Source organism: Shewanella sp. Shew256, from assembly GCF_002196695.1.
Taxonomy (GTDB): domain Bacteria; phylum Pseudomonadota; class Gammaproteobacteria; order Enterobacterales; family Shewanellaceae; genus Shewanella; species Shewanella mangrovisoli.
The window spans coordinates 1-20,134 of the sequence record NZ_NAJR01000026.1 but is presented as its reverse complement, the minus strand read 5'-3'; the positions used below and the strand labels follow the sequence as shown (position 1 = coordinate 20,134).

The 20,134-nt window shown below is 47.8% G+C and carries 10 protein-coding genes, 10 tRNA genes and 2 pseudogenes; 11 read left to right on the top strand and 11 right to left on the bottom strand.

What is annotated here, in order from left to right; all coding sequences use genetic code 11:
* Positions 1-315: 315 nt before the first annotated feature.
* From B5P39_RS23650 to gltX, 8 genes are all read right to left on the bottom strand, one after another.
* Positions 316-391 (bottom strand) — tRNA-Glu (locus B5P39_RS23650).
* A 99-nt stretch (positions 392-490) separates the two neighbouring features.
* Positions 491-566, bottom strand: a tRNA-Glu gene (locus tag B5P39_RS23645).
* 100 nt (positions 567-666) lie between these two features.
* Positions 667-742 (bottom strand) — tRNA-Glu (locus tag B5P39_RS23640).
* Positions 743-842: 100 nt separating this feature from the next.
* Positions 843-918 (bottom strand) — tRNA-Glu (locus B5P39_RS23635).
* 64 nt (positions 919-982) lie between these two features.
* A tRNA-Ala gene (locus B5P39_RS23630) sits at positions 983-1,058 on the bottom strand.
* Between the two features lie 106 nt (positions 1,059-1,164).
* A tRNA-Glu gene (locus B5P39_RS23625) sits at positions 1,165-1,240 on the bottom strand.
* A 67-nt stretch (positions 1,241-1,307) separates the two neighbouring features.
* A tRNA-Ala gene (locus tag B5P39_RS23620) sits at positions 1,308-1,383 on the bottom strand.
* A gap of 102 nt (positions 1,384-1,485) precedes the next feature.
* Positions 1,486-2,895: a glutamate--tRNA ligase gene (gene gltX, locus B5P39_RS23615; protein ID WP_011625747.1), complete on the bottom strand. Its 1,410-nt coding sequence runs from the start codon at positions 2,893-2,895 to the stop codon at positions 1,486-1,488.
* 601 nt (positions 2,896-3,496) lie between these two features.
* Here gltX and B5P39_RS23610 point away from each other — a divergent pair.
* The 9 genes and pseudogenes from B5P39_RS23610 (at position 3,497) to B5P39_RS23570 (ending at position 10,978) form a co-directional block, all read left to right on the top strand.
* A tRNA-Val gene (locus B5P39_RS23610) sits at positions 3,497-3,572 on the top strand.
* 48 nt (positions 3,573-3,620) lie between these two features.
* Positions 3,621-3,696, top strand: a tRNA-Val gene (locus B5P39_RS23605).
* A gap of 25 nt (positions 3,697-3,721) precedes the next feature.
* A tRNA-Val gene (locus B5P39_RS23600) sits at positions 3,722-3,797 on the top strand.
* A 143-nt stretch (positions 3,798-3,940) separates the two neighbouring features.
* A pseudogene (locus B5P39_RS23595) lies at positions 3,941-4,171 on the top strand (hypothetical protein).
* 394 nt (positions 4,172-4,565) lie between these two features.
* Positions 4,566-5,588, top strand: a complete 1,023-nt coding sequence (locus B5P39_RS23590) for a TRAP transporter substrate-binding protein (RefSeq protein WP_011716484.1) — start codon at positions 4,566-4,568, stop codon at positions 5,586-5,588.
* 62 nt (positions 5,589-5,650) lie between these two features.
* Complete coding sequence (locus B5P39_RS23585; protein ID WP_086904586.1) at positions 5,651-6,295, top strand: TRAP transporter small permease; 645 nt, start codon at positions 5,651-5,653, stop codon at positions 6,293-6,295.
* Positions 6,295-7,692: a TRAP transporter large permease gene (locus tag B5P39_RS23580; protein WP_011716482.1), complete on the top strand. Its 1,398-nt coding sequence runs from the start codon at positions 6,295-6,297 to the stop codon at positions 7,690-7,692. The genes B5P39_RS23585 and B5P39_RS23580 overlap by 1 nt, the downstream gene beginning before the upstream one ends.
* A gap of 98 nt (positions 7,693-7,790) precedes the next feature.
* Complete coding sequence (locus tag B5P39_RS23575; protein WP_011716481.1) at positions 7,791-9,602, top strand: sensor histidine kinase; 1,812 nt, start codon at positions 7,791-7,793, stop codon at positions 9,600-9,602.
* A complete protein-coding gene (locus tag B5P39_RS23570) occupies positions 9,599-10,978 on the top strand; it encodes a sigma-54-dependent transcriptional regulator (protein ID WP_011716480.1) in 1,380 nt (459 codons plus the stop codon). Before B5P39_RS23575 ends, B5P39_RS23570 begins: the two co-directional genes overlap by 4 nt.
* 125 nt (positions 10,979-11,103) lie before the next feature.
* Here B5P39_RS23570 and B5P39_RS23565 read toward each other — a convergent pair whose 3' ends face one another.
* Entirely contained in the window at positions 11,104-14,175 is a 3,072-nt protein-coding gene (locus B5P39_RS23565) for a transglycosylase domain-containing protein (protein ID WP_088213104.1), read from the bottom strand.
* Between the two features lie 287 nt (positions 14,176-14,462).
* The gene (locus B5P39_RS23560) at positions 14,463-15,041 is read right to left on the bottom strand and encodes a thymidine kinase (RefSeq protein ID WP_011716478.1); all 579 of its coding nucleotides are present in this window, start codon (positions 15,039-15,041) and stop codon (positions 14,463-14,465) included.
* A 539-nt stretch (positions 15,042-15,580) separates the two neighbouring features.
* On the opposite strand from B5P39_RS23560, the gene B5P39_RS23555 reads away from it, so the two are divergent.
* A complete protein-coding gene (locus B5P39_RS23555) occupies positions 15,581-17,671 on the top strand; it encodes a multiheme c-type cytochrome (protein WP_011716477.1) in 2,091 nt (696 codons plus the stop codon).
* A gap of 171 nt (positions 17,672-17,842) precedes the next feature.
* Positions 17,843-19,993 carry a M3 family metallopeptidase gene (locus tag B5P39_RS23550; RefSeq protein WP_088213103.1) on the top strand — a complete coding sequence of 717 codons (2,151 nt, stop codon included), beginning with the start codon at positions 17,843-17,845 and terminating at the stop codon, positions 19,991-19,993.
* Between the two features lie 29 nt (positions 19,994-20,022).
* On the opposite strand, the pseudogene B5P39_RS24590 reads toward B5P39_RS23550, so the two are convergent.
* Positions 20,023-20,134: pseudogene (locus B5P39_RS24590) on the bottom strand (IS982 family transposase); the annotation flags it as partial.

The following is a 20,134-nucleotide window of genomic DNA, read 5'->3' as shown; positions in this document are numbered from 1 at the left end:
GCTACTGCGATTTGATAAGAGGTAAATACAGCAAAAAGTACCAACACCCCTACTACCCCCAAGACAAATAAACTGATACGGGCTCAATAGAATTGGCTTATGGCTCATGGCTTATGGCTTATGGCTTATGGCTTATGGCTTATGGCTTATGGCTTATGGCTTATGGCTTATGGCTTATGGCTTATGGCTTATGGCTTATGGCTTATGGCTTATGGCTTATGGCTTATGGCAGGATAACGAATTTTAGATACAAAAAAACCACCTAAAGGTGGCTTATTGTTCTCAACTAACATTAGCGATTAATCTTAGTTGAGGTGGTATCCCCTAGGGGATTCGAACCCCTGTTACCGCCGTGAAAGGGCGGTGTCCTAGGCCTCTAGACGAAGGGGACACAAGGACTGATTTTTAGTCTCATCACTGAGGTCTTGCTGTTATCTCACAAATCACTCGCTAGTCATTTGTGATAGCACCCTATCTTTAATGGATAGGATGGTATCCCCTAGGGGATTCGAACCCCTGTTACCGCCGTGAAAGGGCGGTGTCCTAGGCCTCTAGACGAAGGGGACACAAGGACTTATGTTTTTCCTCATAACTGAGGTCTTGTTAGTTATCTCACAAATCACTCGCTAGTCATTTGTGATAGCACCCTATCTTTAATGGATAGGATGGTATCCCCTAGGGGATTCGAACCCCTGTTACCGCCGTGAAAGGGCGGTGTCCTAGGCCTCTAGACGAAGGGGACACAAGGACTGATGTTTAGCCTCATCACTGAGGTCTTGCTAGTTATCTCACAAATCACTCGTTAGTCATTTGTGATAGCACCCTATCTTTAAGGGATAGAGTGGTATCCCCTAGGGGATTCGAACCCCTGTTACCGCCGTGAAAGGGCGGTGTCCTAGGCCTCTAGACGAAGGGGACACAAGGACATATTAATTTGAAAACTATTAATGACTAACAGTGCTCTCGCTTAATACGGCGAATTTGGTGGAGCTAGACGGGATCGAACCGTCGACCTCTTGCATGCCATGCAAGCGCTCTCCCAGCTGAGCTATAGCCCCAAATTCTTTCGACATACTGATATTCAGTATATATCGCAGAAACTGGATTTGTTCTTACCAAACGACTCGTTAGTCATTTGCTAGGAACCCTATGTGATAAACATAGTGGTATCCCCTAGGGGATTCGAACCCCTGTTACCGCCGTGAAAGGGCGGTGTCCTAGGCCTCTAGACGAAGGGGACACAAGGACATATTAATTTGACTCGCATTATTACTAACGCTCATCTCGCTTAATATCGGCGGTAAGTTTGGTGGAGCTAGACGGGATCGAACCGTCGACCTCTTGCATGCCATGCAAGCGCTCTCCCAGCTGAGCTATAGCCCCAAACTTATCAAGCTGTATTTAAGTGCACTACAAGCATTCGCTCGTGTGTCTCAACTACGGGGCGCATTCTATGCAGCGCACCTAAATGTGTCAACTCGTTTTTTAGGAATTTATTCTATCTGCTACAAATTCAATCGCTTTGGATATTCTTTGCTCAGAACGCGCCTTTCCTATTAAGAATAAGGTGATATCTAAGCCAGGAGACTGCCCTGCACCTGTCACAGCGACACGTAATGGCATACCGACTTTACCCATTCCGACTTCTAATTCGGTCGCGGTGGCTTCAATCGCTTGGTGGATAGCTTCAACAGTCCATTCAGTTAATGCTGCCAGTTTTTGTTGCACTAATTGCAATGGCTCAAGCGCGACACCACGTAAGTGCTTTTTCGCTTGCTCGGCATCAAACTCTGCGAAGTCTTCATAGAAGTAGCGGCTAGAAGCGGCTAACTCTTTTAAGGTCTTAGCGCGTTCAGCCAGAGCCGTCACTACCGCAGATAACGCAGGGCCATTTGAGGTATCGATCTTTTGATCGTCCATATGCCATTGTAAGTGCGACGCTACATATTCAGGATCGAGTGTCTTAATATAGTGTTGGTTTAACCAAACCAGTTTTTCGGTATTAAAGGCAGAAGGCGCTTTGTTGATGTCGTCTAATTTAAAGAGCTGCTTCATTTCTTCTAAAGAGAACACTTCTTGATCGCCATGTGACCAACCTAAGCGAACTAAGTAGTTAAGCAGTGCTTCAGGCAGATAACCATCATCACGGTATTGCATTACGCTTACCGCACCATGGCGCTTAGATAACTTGGCACCGTCATCCCCTAAAATCATCGACACGTGGGCATATTCAGGAATAGGTGCGCCTAATGCTTTAAGGATGTTGATTTGACGTGGGGTGTTGTTGATATGGTCTTCACCACGCACCACACAAGTGATCCCCATATCCCAATCGTCGACAACCACACAGAAGTTATAAGTAGGAACGCCATCGGTACGCGCAATGATCAGATCATCTAATGCATCGTTTGAGAATTCGATACGACCACGAACATGGTCATCAAACACCACTGAACCGCCGATGGGATTTTTGAAACGCACAACAAAAGGCTCGTCAGTGTCACGCGCTGGCAAGTCACGGCAGCAACCATCGTACTTTTGTGCTTCGCCATTTGCCGCTTGTGCTTCTCTTAATGCATCGATACGTTCACGCGAGCAATAACATTTATAAGCAGTGCCCTGCTCTAACATCTGCGCGATGATTTCGTTATAACGATCAAAACGCTTAGTTTGATAGTACGGGCCCTCGTCCCACGTCAAACCTAACCAGTTCATGCCCTCTAAAATGGCATCACAGGCAGCCTGAGTTGAACGTTCAATATCCGTATCTTCGATACGTAAAACAAACTCACCATTATTGGCACGAGCTTGTAACCAAGAATAAAGAGCTGTACGGGCACCGCCCACGTGCAAAAAGCCTGTTGGGCTTGGGGCAAAACGCGTCTTAGTTGTCATAATGGGACACTAACCTATATAAAGTCGTCTAGATAAAGACAATCACGGTAAAAAGTGGGCTTATTCTAGCAGCCTAAGTCTGCGCTGCAAATGGCACTGAGTGTAGGTATTGCAGATCCCCTCAAAGTATCAGCCCAAAGGTGAGCACTTTAGATTACTCTGCTAAAGAGTAGAACCCAGCAATAAATATCCGAAAACAAACACTCGAAAACCCAAGCCATGTCATCGAAACTAAATAAAGGACGCATCTCTATTTAGAAACATGCCATCAATCAAGATTTCGCAAAATAGATGAAGAGAATGGCGCAGCGCCCTCCTCCCTTTATCGTTCAAGCCGTATAGACAACACTCTTTAGCCTAAAAAAGCCGCAAACCCTCAAAAAAGAACGCTTAACGATGCAATTGGCTGACTTATTGGCAAGGTGAGTGCAAAAACCTGAAAAGAAAATACCGACGGAATTGTCCAATAAAGTAACACTTTGAATGATGACGTGATTAACATTAAGTCAATCCGAGCAAAAATAGCGCGACCAATGCTTTTTTCATTAAAAAGCGTTGACACTCGATCGAACCTCCCTATAATACGGCTCCACACAGCAGAGGTCGCTTAGCTCAGCTGGGAGAGCACCTCCCTTACAAGGAGGGGGTCACTGGTTCGATCCCAGTAGCGACCACCATGTGATAAATGCAAATTTAATCATGGTATACAAGTTGTTATATGCCCGGGTCGCTTAGCTCAGCCGGGAGAGCAACTCCCTTACAAGGAGGGGGTCACTGGTTCGATCCCAGTAGCGACCACCATATTCTTCAGTACAGATTTACCCCGGGTCGCTTAGCTCAGCCGGGAGAGCACCTCCCTTACAAGGAGGGGGTCACTGGTTCGATCCCAGTAGCGACCACCATATTCCCCCAAAAACTTTACCCCTAGCTCAACTCAACTATGCTTGATCTTAATCAGCATCTGCTTAACTGAGTCTGTTACCCAGTATTCAATCCGATTAAACGCTGCTGATTGTTGCCTTAGGCATATTCGGAGATCAGCACTATGGCCAGCGTCAGTCAATCTGCATCCCTCACCAATATTGCAGCGTATTTAAAACATACCCATGCCTGCGATGAACAAACCGCGCTGAGGGAAGCCCGTGAAGTTATGCACAATCTCGTCAGCATGCGCCAATAAGGCTTTATTACTGGCTGGTACTTCGATGAACGCGGGCATTTGGAGTTACTTCCGAGTGATGAAATCCTTAAGCGAATTGGCGAAGATCATGGCTGACTCCCGCATTGCTTCCTCTTCGCCATCTCAGCTATCCCCTGCTTCACAGTCATTTTTCAGCCAGCTTTTGATCTAAAAGCAACTTATTTTGCTCAGTTAATCATCAAGCTAAAAACCTCTGCTAATACCCCACAAAATGCAGTTTGGGTGGATTTCCACCCATAGCTAAAATCAACGTGAGCGAGATCTCACCCACAAAACTAAAAGTGTGACAAACATCAAATGAACTACACTTTATTAACCAAACACTTACAGAGTGCATCGTAAGTTGGCGTGGTATTTGCCTTTATTAAGACAGACCTCAGGGAAATCAAGGCTGTATTCCTACTCACACTTGGTAACAAACTAACCAAGGCTGAGGACAAATCCTAACAACAGAAAAAGGAACTCAAAAATGACATTGAATCAACAAATGGGTATCACACGTCCATTAAAAACCGTAGCTAAGATGCTGGCACTGGCCTCAGTGTTCGCGACCAGCTTTAACGTGTTTGCGGCGCCCGTTGAAATCAAGTTCTCCCACGTGGTTGCAGAAAATACGCCAAAGGGTCAAATGGCGTTGAAGTTTAAAGAACTCGTTGAGCAACGTTTACCTGGTGAATATACGGTCAGTGTATTCCCTAACTCACAGTTATTTGGGGATAACAACGAGTTAGCGGCACTGCTGTTAAACGATGTGCAATTTGTCGCGCCTTCTCTCTCAAAATTTGAACGTTATACCAAACGCCTACAGGTTTTCGACCTGCCATTCCTGTTTAATGACATGGATGCAGTAAACCGTTTCCAACAGGGTGAAGCCGGTCAAGCACTGCTGAACTCTATGAGCCGCAAAGGTATTGTGGGTTTAGGTTATCTGCACAATGGTATGAAGCAGTTTTCTGCGAACACACCACTGAAACAGCCTTCAGATGCTAAGGGCTTAAAATTCCGTGTAATGGCATCTGACGTATTAGCCGCCCAGTTTGATGCTGTGGGCGCTATCCCTGTGAAGAAACCATTCTCTGAAGTGTTCACCCTGCTGCAAACCCGTGCGATCGACGGTCAAGAAAACACTTGGTCTAACACTTACTCACAAAAATTCTACGAAGTTCAAAGCCAAATCACCGAAAGTAACCACGGCGTGCTGGACTACATGGTCGTGACCTCTGATGCCTTCTGGAAGAGCTTACCAGCGGATAAACGTAAAGTGATCAAAGAAGCCTTAGATGAATCTATCGCCTTAGGTAACAAGATCGCCGCTGAAAAAGATAACGAAGACAAGCAATTAATCCTTGATTCTAAACGTTCGCAACTGGTGACCTTAACACCGGATGAGCGTCAAAAATGGATTGATGTAATGAAACCTGTTTGGGCGAAATTTGAAGACCAAGTAGGTAAAGATGTGATTGAAGCCGCTGTTGCTGCAAATAAACAATAATGAAATAAACCGCTTAACCTCTATTTGGGGTTAAGCGGTATTTGAGCGAGGGGAGTACAGCTGTGATATCGCGAATTTTTGGTTACTTTGAAGAAGGGGTGCTCAACCTCTTAATCACCTTAATGACACTCTTAGTGTTCACAGAGGTAGTGGCGCGGTTTTTCTTCAATACCGGTTTTTTATGGATCCAAGAACTGACCTTAACCCTTTGTGGTTGGTTTGTGCTTTTTGGTATGTCCTATGGGGTGAAAGTCGGTGCTCACATCGGTGTTGATGCGTTTGTAAAAAATCTGCCCCCTAAGGCTAAAAAGATCACTTCCCTAGTGACGGCATTGATTTGCTTAGCTTATTGCGGACTATTTTTAAAAGGTAGCTGGGAATATCTGTCACAGATGTACCAAATCGGCGTACCGATGGAAGATATTCACTTTCCTAAGTTCCTGTTAAACAGCTTAGATCCCGACTTTGCTTGGAACACCTTAAAGATTGATGTCGAAGACGGCGCTGTGCCCATTTGGTTATCCCAAAGCATTCTATTAATTGGTTTTAGCATGTTGACTTGGCGTTTCTTAGAACTGTTTATCGCCATCCTACGCAACCAAGTTTCTGGATTCCAATTTGCCGATGAAGCGAAAGAAAGCATGCATTTAATTGACGAAGGTGCTCAGCACGCACAACAAGAAACAGACAATAAGGAAGCGAAGTAATGGCCATTGCGACCCTCTTTACTGCCCTACTCGTCTGTATGTTTTTAGGTATGCCTATCGCGATTGCGTTAGGTTTCTCGAGCATGCTGACGATTTTATTCTTCTCCAACGACTCCCTCGCCTCAGTGGCGTTAAAACTTTATGAGTCATCGTCAGAGCACTATACCCTGCTGGCGATCCCCTTCTTTATTCTGTCCTCAGCCTTTCTGTCAACCGGTGGGGTGGCACGACGGATCATCGACTTTGCGATGGACAGTATCGGCCATATCCGTGGCGGTTTAGCCATGGCCTCTGTGATGGCCTGTATGTTGTTTGCCGCGGTATCGGGTTCATCTCCAGCAACTGTGGCCGCCATCGGTTCCATTGTTATCGTCGGTATGGTGAAAGCAGGTTACCCCGAAAAGTTTGCCGCCGGTGTGATTACCACTTCTGGCACCTTAGGGATTTTGATCCCCCCTTCAATCGTGATGCTAGTGTATGCGGCGGCGACGGAAGTCTCGGCTGCCAGAATGTTTATGGCGGGCTTAATCCCAGGTTTGATGATGGGTTTCCTGCTGATGATAGTGATTTATATCGTCGCCCGTTTTAAAAATCTGCCATCACGCCCCTTCCCTGGCTTTAAACAACTGGGGATTTCCAGTGCTAAAGCCTTAGGTGGTCTGGCGCTGATCATTATCGTGTTAGGTTCAATCTATGGCGGTGTAGCCAGTCCAACCGAAGCCTCTGCCGTAGCCTGTATGTATGCCTATTTCATTGCGGTATTTGGTTATCGCGATATTGGCCCATTGAAAAATGTCGCATGGCGTAACCCTAATGAGCCGATCCCCAGCGCCATTGTCCGTAACTTAGGCCATATGGCGCTCGGACTGATTAAAACCCCAATCGACAAAGAAATCCGCCATGTGGTGCGCGACGGGGCAAAGGTCAGCATCATGTTGCTGTTTATCATTGCCAACGCCATGCTATTCGCCCACGTGCTGACTACTGAGCGTATTCCCCATATCATTGCCGAACATATTGTGGGCATGGGCTTACCTGCGTGGGGCTTCTTAATCATTGTCAACTTACTGCTGTTAGCGGCGGGTAACTTTATGGAGCCATCGGCCATCGTGCTGATTATGGCGCCAATCTTGTTCCCGATTGCCACCCACTTAGGTATCGACCCTATCCACTTAGGCATCATCATGGTGGTGAACATGGAGATTGGTATGCTGACACCGCCGGTGGGGCTTAACCTCTTCGTGACGGCGGGGATCACAGGCCGCAGTATCGGCTGGGTGATCCAATCAGTACTACCTTGGTTAGCACTGATGTTGGCCTTCTTGGCGCTTATCACCTACGTGCCACAAATCTCCCTGTTCTTGCCAGAATTTCTGGATAAGCTCAACGGATATTAATCTCAAGGAATAAGGATTATTCCTTGATTCTAGATAGTTTTTAAGCGAGCCTACTCAGGCTCGCTTTGTTTTATTCAGTGTGGACAGGATTACCTGCTATGTTGCCCATGACGCCCAAGGCCAAACAACGTCTTTTAATGACCATAGTGCTACTTGCGGGCTTATTTGCCATCTTAAAATTGACCTACTGGGTGCACTTTCATCAGGGCAAAATTGAAATACAACAACAATCCGAGCGACAACTCAAAGAGCTGGTTAGCTTCTTAGATGGCGCCCTGTCGCGTTACGAGAGTATCCCCCACGTACTTTCAACTAACCCTATGCTCGCTAATGTGCTCAACGATCAACAAAACCCCAAGAAGGTGCAAGAGCTCAACCTGTACTTGGAAGAAATTCAGCATGTCACTGAGGCATCCGATATCTATCTTATCGACGCCCTAGGCATTGCGATTGCCGCCAGCAACTGGCAGCAGAGTTTTTCGTTTATCGGCAAAGACTACTCCTTCAGACCCTATTACACCGACGCGATTTCGGGCAATTTAGGCCGCTACTATGCGGTGGGCACCAGTTCGGATAAACGTGGTTTTTACTTCTCTTACCCTATTTATCAGCAAGGCGCCAAAGGCATTCTGGGCGCCATTATTGTAAAAGTGGATATCGCCGATATCGAGCAGCAAAGCACCAGCATTGCGATGGCGGGGCAATATCAATTCCTCATCAGCGACCCCGACGATATCGTATTTATCTCCAGTGTCGATGAATGGCGCTTAGCCTCACTCACGCCGCTAACTCAGGCCAAACAATATGCCTTAAATGCCTCAAAACGTTACGCGGAGCGGCCGATTGGCGAATTACTGATAAAGCCACAATATCAAGAAGATAGTCTGAGTAATGGCCATATCTATCAAATTCGCTCCGGCAACAGTCAGGCGCAATATATGGACACCCATCATTTGATGACCAAGGCGGGTTGGCGGGTGCATATTCTGGCGCCGATGAAACCCCTGCTCGAATCCATGCCCGCACTTATGCTGTTATCGGCCTCTATCTACTTACTGCTCGCCTTAGGCTTACTCTTTAGTAGCGAGCGGCGCCGCAACTTGCAACGTATGCAACTCGCCCAGAGTTTACTGGAGCAAAGAGTGGAAGAGCGCACCCAAGATCTGCAACAGGCCAATGATCGCCTCAAAGATACTCAGGATGAACTCATTCAAGCGGCTAAGTTGACCGTGATAGGTAGCCTATCCGCCAGTATCAACCATGAACTGAATCAACCCTTAGCCGCCCTTCGCAGCTATGCGCAAAATACCCAGACCTTCCTCGCCCGCAATATGCCGGATAAAGCCTCTGATAACCTTAAAATTATCATCGAACTGACCGACCGGTTAGCCGATATTGTCGGCCAATTTAAGAGTTTTACCCGTAAGAGCCAAGGCACGGATAGCGCGACCGATCTCAAGGGCTGTATCAAGCAAGCCCTGACCATAGTCCAGCCCGAAATCGACAAGCAAGGGGTTGAGCTCGATGTGCTGTTGCCAGAAGGCCAATATCAGGTTTGGGGTGATAAAGTGCGATTGCAGCAAGTGTTTGTGAATATTATGAGCAACGCGATTGTCGCCATGCAGCAATCTTCAAAACGGACACTGAGTATTAGGGTAAACTGTGCGGACAAGTTCTGTATCAGTATTCAGGACTCAGGCCCCGGGGTGCGCGAGAGCCAGATGGAGAAGATTTTCGAGCCCTATTTCACCACCAGCGAGCGTACAGGGCTTGGTCTGGGTTTATCCATTTCCCAGCGCATTATCGAGTCTATGCAGGGGCAAATTAATGTTGCCAATGCCGAGGACGGCGGCGCCATTTTCCATATTATTTTACCGATTTATTTAGCCGAGGAACGTCAGTCATCATGAGTCTGCCCAATTCAATTCAAGACTATAGCGTACTGATCATCGACGATGAGCCCCATATTGGCACAGTGCTCGTACAGCTTTTTGAGCTTGAAGGCATTAAAGCCTTCGCCACTACCGATCCCAAAGGGATTGCCAAATTACTCGACAGGGACTGGGCGGGCGTGGTGATTTCCGATGTGAATATGCCGCAACTCGATGGCATCAGCCTGATGCAACAAATTCGTCAACAGGACCCCGATTTACCCGTGGTGCTGCTCACAGGCTTTGGCGATATCGCCATGGCCGTCAATGCCTTAAAACAAGGTGCCTACGATTTTCTCGAAAAACCCTTTAACAACGAACACATGTTAGATGTGGTGAAACGCGCCTTAGATAAACGCAGTCTCACCCTAGAGAACCGTAAATTAAAGAAAGAGTTAGAAAGCCATAACGTGCCCGGGCCAAGAATATTAGGCCACAGTGTCGGCATTTTGCGCATGCGTCATATCATAGACCAAGTAATCGATACCCCCGCCGATGTGCTTATCGAAGGTGAAACGGGTACGGGTAAGGAATTGGTCGCCCGCTATCTACACGACCACAGCAGTCGCAATCAGGCCAACTTTGTCGCCATTAACTGCGGCGCGATTCCCGAAAACTTGATTGAGAGCGAACTCTTTGGCGCCGAAGCCGGAGCCTTTACCGGTGTCGATAAACTGCGTATCGGTAAGTTTGAGTATGCCAACGGCGGCACACTCTTTTTAGATGAAATCGAAAGCACGCCACTGTCGTTACAGGTCAAACTGCTGCGGGTGCTCGAAGATCGCAAGGTCGAGCGCTTAGGCTCCAATAAGAGCATTCATTTGGATATTCGAGTGATTGCCGCCACTAAGGTGGATTTAAAGTCCCTGTGCGACACCGGAGAGTTTCGCCAAGACTTGCTCTATCGCTTAAATCTGGTGACAGTGCCGATTCCACCACTCAGGGATCGCCGCGAAGATATTCCCTTATTATTCTTACATTTTGCCCGTATGGCTTCTGCACGTTACCACAAGGCGCTGATTGCCCTCAATGCCGAGCAGAATGCTATCCTCACCTCCCACGACTGGCCGGGTAATGTGCGTGAGCTGCGAAATCTGGCCGAACGTTATGTATTACTCGGTGGTGAAGCGGCCTTCGCCGGCAGCTTAGGTAATGCACCGAGCCTGCATACCAGTATGTCGCTGCTGCAACGGGTCGAGTTTTTTGAGCGGGTATTGATAGAAGAGGCCTTAAGCCATAACAAGGGCAGCATTAAGCAGACCATGGAACAACTCGAACTGCCGCGTAAAACCTTATACGACAAGATGCGTAAGTACGATTTAGACCGCAAACAATATATCAACGCTGACGAGTAATACTGTCGGTGCCAATAAAAACCCCGCAAACCGATTCACGGCTGCGGGGTTTGCTTTATCTAAGGAACCTCAAGCTAGCATTTCAATGCTGATGTATCAAAAACGCATATCGCAAAAGTGAGTCATTACTCATCCCGCACACACATGCCCTTCGAAGATTTCACATAAGGCGCGAGAATTGGCATCATGCCTTTCATCACTTGTAATGGCAGAGCCGAAGTAAAACTAAAATCGTCCGACTTACTGCCCGGCACAAACGCTGTTAAGGTGCCGAAGTAGTTATCGCCTAAGTAGAACACAAAAGTCGCGGTACGGTTCATCGCAGTGGTAGCCACTTTGCGGCCCTGCTGCATCTGAGTCACGATACGGTTATCACCCGTCCCCGTTTTACCACCAATTGCCAGCATCTCACCGTTGTCGTCGGTAAAGATGCCCTTAAGACGTCGTGCAGTACCGTTTTGAACGACGTTTGCCAGCGCCGCCTTTAAGGCTTGGGCGACTTCATGGCGCATCACTCGTTCACCTTGAGTATTTTGGTTTTCGAGCCGAACTTCATAGGGGGTTTCCTCGGCAAAGTGCAGTTGATTAATCCGCACCGTCGGTAAACGATAACCATCGTTTTGAATAATCCCCATCAATTCCGCCAGCGCCGCGGGTCTGTCACCCGAACTGCCAAGTGCCGAGCCTAAAGAAGGCACCATAGATTCAAATGGATAGCCTAAACGCGCCCAACGTTGATGAATGTCGAGGAAGGCTTCCACCTCCAGCATTACCTGTACCCGCACATCCCGCGCGTTTTTATGGCGCGTTCTGAACAACCAACGATAAACCTCTTGGCGCTCATATTTACTGGCCTCCTTCACATCGTTGAGATTAGCCTCAGGGTGTTGATTCAAGTAATCGAGCACCCATAGCTCGAGTGGATGCACCCGCGCAATATAACCTTGGTCAGGCAGATTATATTTTTCAGGGCCGTACTTGTTATACAGCTCTTTGATGCGCTTATCTGTGTAATTGTTTTGCGGCAAACGCTGCTGCAAGAAGGCCTTAAACGAGGCCACAGACTCATTAGGCTGCAAATAACGGTAAGCCGCAGTGAGCTGCTGCTCCGCTTGGGTTTGGCCATCGAAGAACAGCTCTAAACGCTCATTGGGCGCCACTGTCTTATATTTACGGTAGAACTTATTGACGAAGGTATTGCCTTCGCGGTCCGCAAACACCCGCAAATACTCCTCACGGCGTGGATCCTTATCGTTGCGCAGCAGACGCGCCATATTGCCTTCGTTTTGCATACTACTGCTGTAGTTGACTATGTCACGCATCAAACGAACGAAGGGTAAGTTGATGGAGTTTTGCAACGCCTCGTACATGGTCGGCACTTTAAAATCTTCTGATTTTTTAAAGTTATTAAACACATGTAAACCGCCACCCGTGAAGAATTGCTCATTCGGTGAGGCTGAGTATTCCCGTTGCAACGCCGCATCCAGCATGCGGTCGAGGCGTCTATCCGGATTCACAATCAAGTAATCAATCGCCCAGCGCGTGAGATGGTCGCGGGGTTCAATCTCAATCGACTCCAACTCAATGCCGTGTTTCTTCGAGTATTTGTCGTGGATCTCGGCAATGATCTCAAGGTAAGTTGCGAGCACCCTGAGTTTGGCCGTCGAGCCCAGCTCTAACTTACTGCCCTCGTTAATATCGAAGGGTTGGTCAGTACTGTCGGTTTGCACCCGCACACGGTTCGCCGTCTCGGTTTTTTCATAGAGGGTAAAACTGTAGAGCACGTTTTGCAGTTGGCTGGGTTCGAGTAATCGCTCACCTAAGAGGCCTACCTTCTCGGCCGTAGCGGCCTGCCCAAGACTGCGTAAGTAATGACTCACCTGTTGTTGTAAGTCGCTGTGCAAGCTGCTGTTGACGGTCAAATCGAGGCGGTCCAAATCATACAGGCCGACATTTAACATGCCCGCAGTACGAATGCGTATCGTATTAACGCCCTTATCCGCTCCCGACTGGGTATTACGTTGGGCTTTAGCCACCTTAAACTGCAGTTTTTGAGCAAGCGCTGCGTCTCTAAGTTGGCGGTCAATCAAATAGTATTGGCCGAGTAAACGAATATGGCTGTCGACCAGATTTTCTAAATCCTCATGTCCCTGTAACAAATAATAGGAAGGACGGCGCTGGGCAATCATCAAGGCCACCACTTGACGGAACACTTGGCCACGCTTAGCGGCATTGGCTTTGATTTGCGGCGAAGCAAGCAGTTTATTGGCGGTATCGAAATCGGTACCAAACCACGCCCACAGGCCATCGCCTATGCCATGTACTTCACCGTGGTTAGGCGCTGAGGATAAAGGCACAGTATTTAAATAATCTTGAATAATCCGCTTACGGGCAGGCTCAGTAATTTCCCCCTGCTGATAAACCCGCACTGTGGCCGAGCCAATTTGCAGCAGCTTATCCTTAATGCTTAAGGTTAACCCTTGGGAGGAATGGCGAAACTTCTCAATTTGCGTCGCCAGTGTACTGCCACCGGCGGTAGAAACATTCATCCCCACCATTTCAGCGATTTGACTCATCCCCGCCACAATAAAGCGTGGCCAGTCGATCACCGGATTAAGTTTAGGCTCAGTCGTCCACAGCTCGCGGTTTTCAATAAATAACAAGGTATTGACGATTTCATTGGGGATTTTATCGTCATCTTGGTACACACGTTTAGGATAAGCAAACTCATAGAGATCGGTATTGCGACAATCCAGCAGCGCTAACCCCGATTGCGCCTTCTCATGGTAAGGCGGGAAAAAGCCCATTTGGGCGTATTCCTGTAGCGCAGGGGAAAACTCCACTTGCTGCGTCACTTGGAAATTACGCTGAAGCAATCTATCGATGTACTGGGGCAACTTACTGTAGCCGTGACGTTCATCGAAGGGTCCGTAACTTGGATAGATAATTGACTGAGTGGGCTGATTTTTCAGCTCATAGGTCAAGGTCTGCGCATATTGATGAACATACTTAGACTGGAAATAAGAGGTTTTAACCTCTTGGCCAATTAAAATCGCCACACAGATAATCAGAATAAAAAACAGGAACCAGACACGCCCCTTAGATCTCGGCTTGCGCTGACGCTTAGCCTTAGGTTCGGGTTGTGGCGGACGAGGACGATAATTTTCGAATTGCATTTCTTGCGTAGAATTAGGCAAAACGGCTCCCAAAAATCACTTAACAAATCCTTTCTACGTGGGAAAGTTCCCAACCTATGCTCAACACATCCAGTATCAGGGCAAAACTCACACTTAAGTTCGTCCACTGTGCATGAGTCTGCAAATACATTCCTTTGCCTTCATTGAGCAAGACCTAACAACACAGGATCATTGCGTCTCTTGTTAGATCTCACCGTATTTTAATGAGTTGGCAGCGCGCCTCAAAGTGGTTAGCGCAAAAATACTTAGCAACTTATCGCAAGTGCTAACCGCGCTTGAGGCTTCAATCAATCCCAAATAAACTCACGAAAATGCTTACGGCAAACCGATTCGTAACTTTCATTACCGCCGATTGCCACCTGCTCACCTTCGCGCATCACTTTACCTTCACCATCAAGACGCACCACCATATTGGCTTTGCGTCCACAGTGACAAATGGTTTTCAGCTCGACTAACTTATCGGCCCATGCCAACAAATAATGACTGCCAGTGAAGAGTTCACCTTGGAAGTCGGTACGTAAACCATAGCACAAAACTGGGATATCAATTTTATCAACAACATAAGTAAGTTGTTTAACTTGCTCTTTGCTTAAGAATTGGCACTCGTCCACCAGCACACAGCTCAAATGATTCTGTTGGTGCGCCGTGGTGATCATGTCTATCAGATTGTCGTGGCTGCTAAATACCTGGGCATCGGTTTCAATACCAATACGTGATGCCACCTTACCTTTACCGTATCTGTCGTCGATAGAGGCCGTCATCACTAGGGTATTCATGCCGCGCTCGCGGTAGTTATAGGAAGATTGTAATAGAGAGGTGGATTTACCCGCATTCATTGCTGAATAGTAAAAATACAATTGCGCCAAAACGAATCCCTTTTTTAACTTAAATTTATTGTTTCTCTGTTGCCAGAGCTTATGGCGCCTAGTTTACCATTGCGCCGTGCCCTAACACACTAGGCCAATCTCAGCTTTTCTACTGAAATCCCAATCTTGTGGCTTCGAACGGATATTAAACCAACGACCTCTTCTACCTCGGCTTAACATGATTGTTCGTATTTCCGTCCAAACCAGAAAATAGTCATCAGACAAACCCTGTCACAGCCCAATTGTTACAATAAGCTTAATTTAACCTTAAATATTGTTTTATATAAGAAATGACACATTAACAAATATTTAAAATTGAGATCTACCTCCAAAGATATAGGCTAAAATGCGGTTTGGTTCAAAAAACAAACATTCCATTATCCGTAATATTTGCTCGAGACAAATGTACTCACAAAAACAAAAAAAGTTATTCGAACGCTTGCAAATTAAATCAGCGGCTCAAAGCACTAATCTCCCCTGCAAACTTTAGTGCTGCAATCCGTGCCTTTAAATGCGTATTGGATTAAATGGAGATTATGATGAGAATATTCACATCTAAAAAACTGGCATACCTAGTCGCAATCGCCCTAACTGGCGCTCTAGCAGGCTGTGGCAGTGATGGTAAAGACGGCGCACCAGGCCAACCCGGCGATCCAGGTCAACCCGGTAAGCCTGGAGACCCATGGACGCCACCACCAGTTACAAGTTCAGCGGTGACCAATGTTAAAGTACTGGGCTACAGCTTTGGCGAAGGCAGTATCACCTATGAATTTGAAGTCACCGACGAAAACGGCAACTTAGTCAATGGCCTGTTAAATGCAGAAGCTAAAGTCGCCGCCTTAACCGACAAAGGCTTTATCAATAACCGCGACGAAGCCGACATTAACAATGTCACCGACAACGTGCATATCGGCGGCGCTGCAACTCAAGCCACTGAAGGCGCTGAAATCAAGTCGCTAGGCGATGGTCATTACAGCTTTAAAGCTCCAATGAAAGGTGTCAACGCCAGTACTGAAGGCATCGTCTGGCTCAGAGTCGGCGGTAACAGCGAAAGCGGTATTGCGCGCTCTGCGCCAATGGTTGTGAATAAGCCTGAAGGCACGCATTCAACCACCACCGACAGTTGCTATGCTTGTCACGTCGATTACGCCACTAGCCCACGTCGCCATGCTAGCTATGTCGCTACAGGTATGGACAGCGAAGTCACTTTCGTTGAAGGCTGTTTGGTCTGTCACGGCTCGGTGAGCCGCGGCGCGAAAAATGCCGAAGGCTTCTCTATCGGCGGTTACGCCACCAATACACTGTCTAAAATTGGCCACATTAATCACCAGAAATTCACTAAAGATTTCAGCGTGATGAACTGTACTTCTTGCCACGTTGAAGCGCCAACCAATATCAGCGTTTCAGGCCCTGGTTGTATCGACTGCCACAACACTGGCGGCGTACCAGGTGCGATTGTGCCAAGTAACGGTGCCGATGTGCGCCCAATGCATGAAGGCAAAGAAGGCATTACCGAGCGTCAAGCTATCCGTGCTAAGTACCAAGTAACACTCTCAACCCCCGTTAAAGTAGATGATATTTCCACCTTAACCGACCACTATGCGCCCGATGGCTCAAGCGTAGCGAAAGCGGAACCCGGTTGGTGTACCACCATCACAGTGAAAGACACTGACGGCAACATCTTTAGCATTAAAGATAACTTCAACTACTCAGATCCTCTGGTATTTGATGCCAAGAAGCCGATTGTCTACGCTGGTGCCTATCTGCATGCTTATGACAACAACACCTTAGTAGGCCGCCCAGGTAACCGTACAAACTATTACTATGGTTACAACACCGATGGTACTAAGAATATCTGTCACCTACTGACGGATATCAGCGCAGTGAATGCTAACTATGCTTACTCTGCACGGGTCACCTTCAGCACCGCAGGCTGGATGGAATACGACGGTAATCAACGCTATCAAAGCAATGGTAACCTCAGAGCCAAGGGCTATGACGGTTCAATGGGTGTTTCTTTCACCGCCTACTCAGATGTAGTTAATCCAGTAAGTGCTGAGAAAGTATCTGGTTTTGAACGTCGCACTGTGATCAGCGATAACAGCTGTACGACTTGCCACAACGATGCCACCGCTTTCCACAAAAACGGTGCATTCGACCAAGGCGGTAACGGCTGTATTGCCTGCCACGATAACGGCATGGCTCGGACTTCGGCCACACTGGGTGCAGGTTTTGGTCCTATGATCCACAGCTGGCACTGGGGTAATGGTGCAAATGTTGGTGAGATGAAGGCCGACGGCACCCAAGCCAAGACAGCGAACGGCGCAGGCGCTATCAACCCAGTCACTAGCTGTGTTGCCTGTCACGAAACCGCTATTGATTTAAACAAAGTGCCAAATCAATACATTCTTGAACCCGGCAGCAAGATGACCAGCCCTGTTACCGCTAACTGTTATGCCTGCCATACTGGCGATGCAGTTAAAGCCCACATGGTGAGCAACGGTGGCGAGATCAGCGTGCCAGCCACTGGCGATTGGTTCAAGCAACCTACGGGTGAATCTTGTGCCGTGTGCCACAACACAGGTAGCAGCTCTGGTATCGACAAGTACCATAACTTTACCCGTAAATAACTAGTCGTCCCGCTATTTTCCCTGCAAGAAAATAGTTCAAGCGCCCTACGGTTGTAGGGCGCTTTTTTTGTTTACTTTTACTTACAACTTCACCCCATAGGTTTTCAGTCCTATTTAAGTTAGTAACGCTAGAGTCACAAAAAACTACAATTCTAAGGAAATCACTCAACTATGCGTAAAAGTTTTATTGCCATCGCCATTGGCGCCACTTTGATGACAGGCGCACTCGCAGGCTGCAGCACTCAAGATACTAAAGCGACGAATGTGACCGCAGTTCAAACCCAAAATCCTCTGTTCCAAGCCAGCACGCTGCAATACCAAGCGCCTGATTTTAGTGTCATTAAAGACGAGCATTTTCAGCCCGCATTAGAGCAAGGCATTAAAGAGCATTATCAAGAGATTTTGGCCATTGCCAACAATCCTGCCGCCCCAACCTTCGACAACACGATTGTCGCCATGGAAAAAAGCGGTGCCCTGCTGACCCGTGCATCGAGCGTGTTTTACAACCTCGCGGGTTCAAACAGCAATCCTGCCCTGCGTAAAATCCAAGGTGAGATGGCCCCGAAAATGGCAGCGCACTCAGATAACATCAACCTCAATCCAGCACTATTCGCCCGTATTGAAACTATTTATAACGACCGCAATAACTTAGGCTTAACGTCTGAAGCGGTACGTTTGGTTGAGGTGTATCACCAACGCTTTATCATGGCCGGTGCTAAACTGACCGATGAGCAGAAAGTGAAGATCCGTGCCCTGAACGAAGAACAATCGACGCTGACCAACGAGTTCTCACAACGTTTACTGCGCTTAACCAAAGAAATCGCCATCGTTGTCGATAACAAAGAGCAACTGGCGGGCCTGACTGACAGCGAAATCACCTCGGCAGCAAACGATGCCAAGGCCGCAGGCCACGAAGGTAAGTACTTAATCAACATCACCAACACCACTCGCCAGCCTGTTCTCGCCTCTTTAGAGAACCGTGAACTGCGCCAACGCATTTGGGAAGCCTCGGCAAACCGTGGCTTAACGGGTGAAAACGAAACCGCATCTTTAGTGTCTCGCCTTGCGCAATTACGTGCCGAGCGTGCCGCTCTATTAGGTTATGAAAACTGGGCCAGCTACCGCCTCGCGCCACAAATGGCAAAAACGCCTGAAGCGGTATACAGCATGTTTGGTTCAATGGTGCCTGCCGTCGTCGCTAATACCGAAAAAGAAGCTGCCGATATCCAAGCGATGATCGACAAGACTGGCGGCAAGTTTGAACTCGCGCCATGGGACTGGGAATTCTACGCTGAGAAGGTTCGCCAAGAGAAATACGCCCTCGATGCCAATAGCATTCGCCCTTATTTCGAATTTAACCGCGTACTCGAAGACGGTGTGTTCTACACCCTCAAAGAACTCTATGGCGTCACCTTAAAGCCGCGCCCAGATTTACCCGTGTACCACCCGGATGTGAAAGCCTACGAAATGTTTGATGCCGATGGTTCAAGCATGGCGATTTTCTACGCCGACTACTTTGCCCGTGAAGGCAAACGCGGCGGCGCATGGATGAGCTCGTTCGCGGGTCAATCCTTCCTCGAAGGCACTAAGCCTGTCGTGGTCAACGTGATGAACATTAAAAAGGCGCCAGAGGGACAACCGACCTTCGTCAGCTACAACGAAGTGACCACTATGTTCCACGAAATGGGCCATGGTACCCACGGTATGTTCTCTAAGGTGACTTACCCAAGCTTGGCGGGTACTTCTGTCTCCCGTGACTTTGTGGAATTCCCATCAACCTTCGAAGAAGACTGGGCAGCCCACCCTAAAGTGTTAGCCAACTACGCCAAACACTACGAAACAGGTAAGCCAATTCCCGATGATTTGCTGCAAAAACTGCTCAAATCCGGCAGCTTTAACCAAGGCTTCGATACCTTAGAGTATATGGCTGCGGCGCTCGTCGACATGGAATGGCACTCATTAAGCCCAGATGCCCCACTGCAAGATGTGGCGACATTTGAAGCCAATGCGCTGAAAAAACACGGCTTAAATATCACCGCCGTGCCACCACGTTATAAGTCAACTTACTTTGCCCACGCCTTCCCAGGTGGTTACTCAGCAAGTTACTACGCTTACATGTGGAGTGAGATTTTAGCGGCAGATGCCTACGCTTACGTGCAAACTCAAGGTGGCTTAAACCGTGAAATCGGCATGAAATACCGCAAGACCATTCGCGAAGTGGGCAACAGCATTGCACCAATGGAAGCTTACAAAAACTTCCGTGGTCAAGAGCCTACCACCGAAGGGTTATTGAACCGCCGTGGACTCAACACCGCCCTGTAATTTGGGATGTGTGATAACCTGAGATCGGTTTAACAAGCCATAACTGCAATAGCATTAAACTCTGCGTGAGTGATGTTCAGTTGTGGCTTATTGTCTTTCAATTGATAGGCGATAAGTCCCGCAATCATATTGAGCATAAAA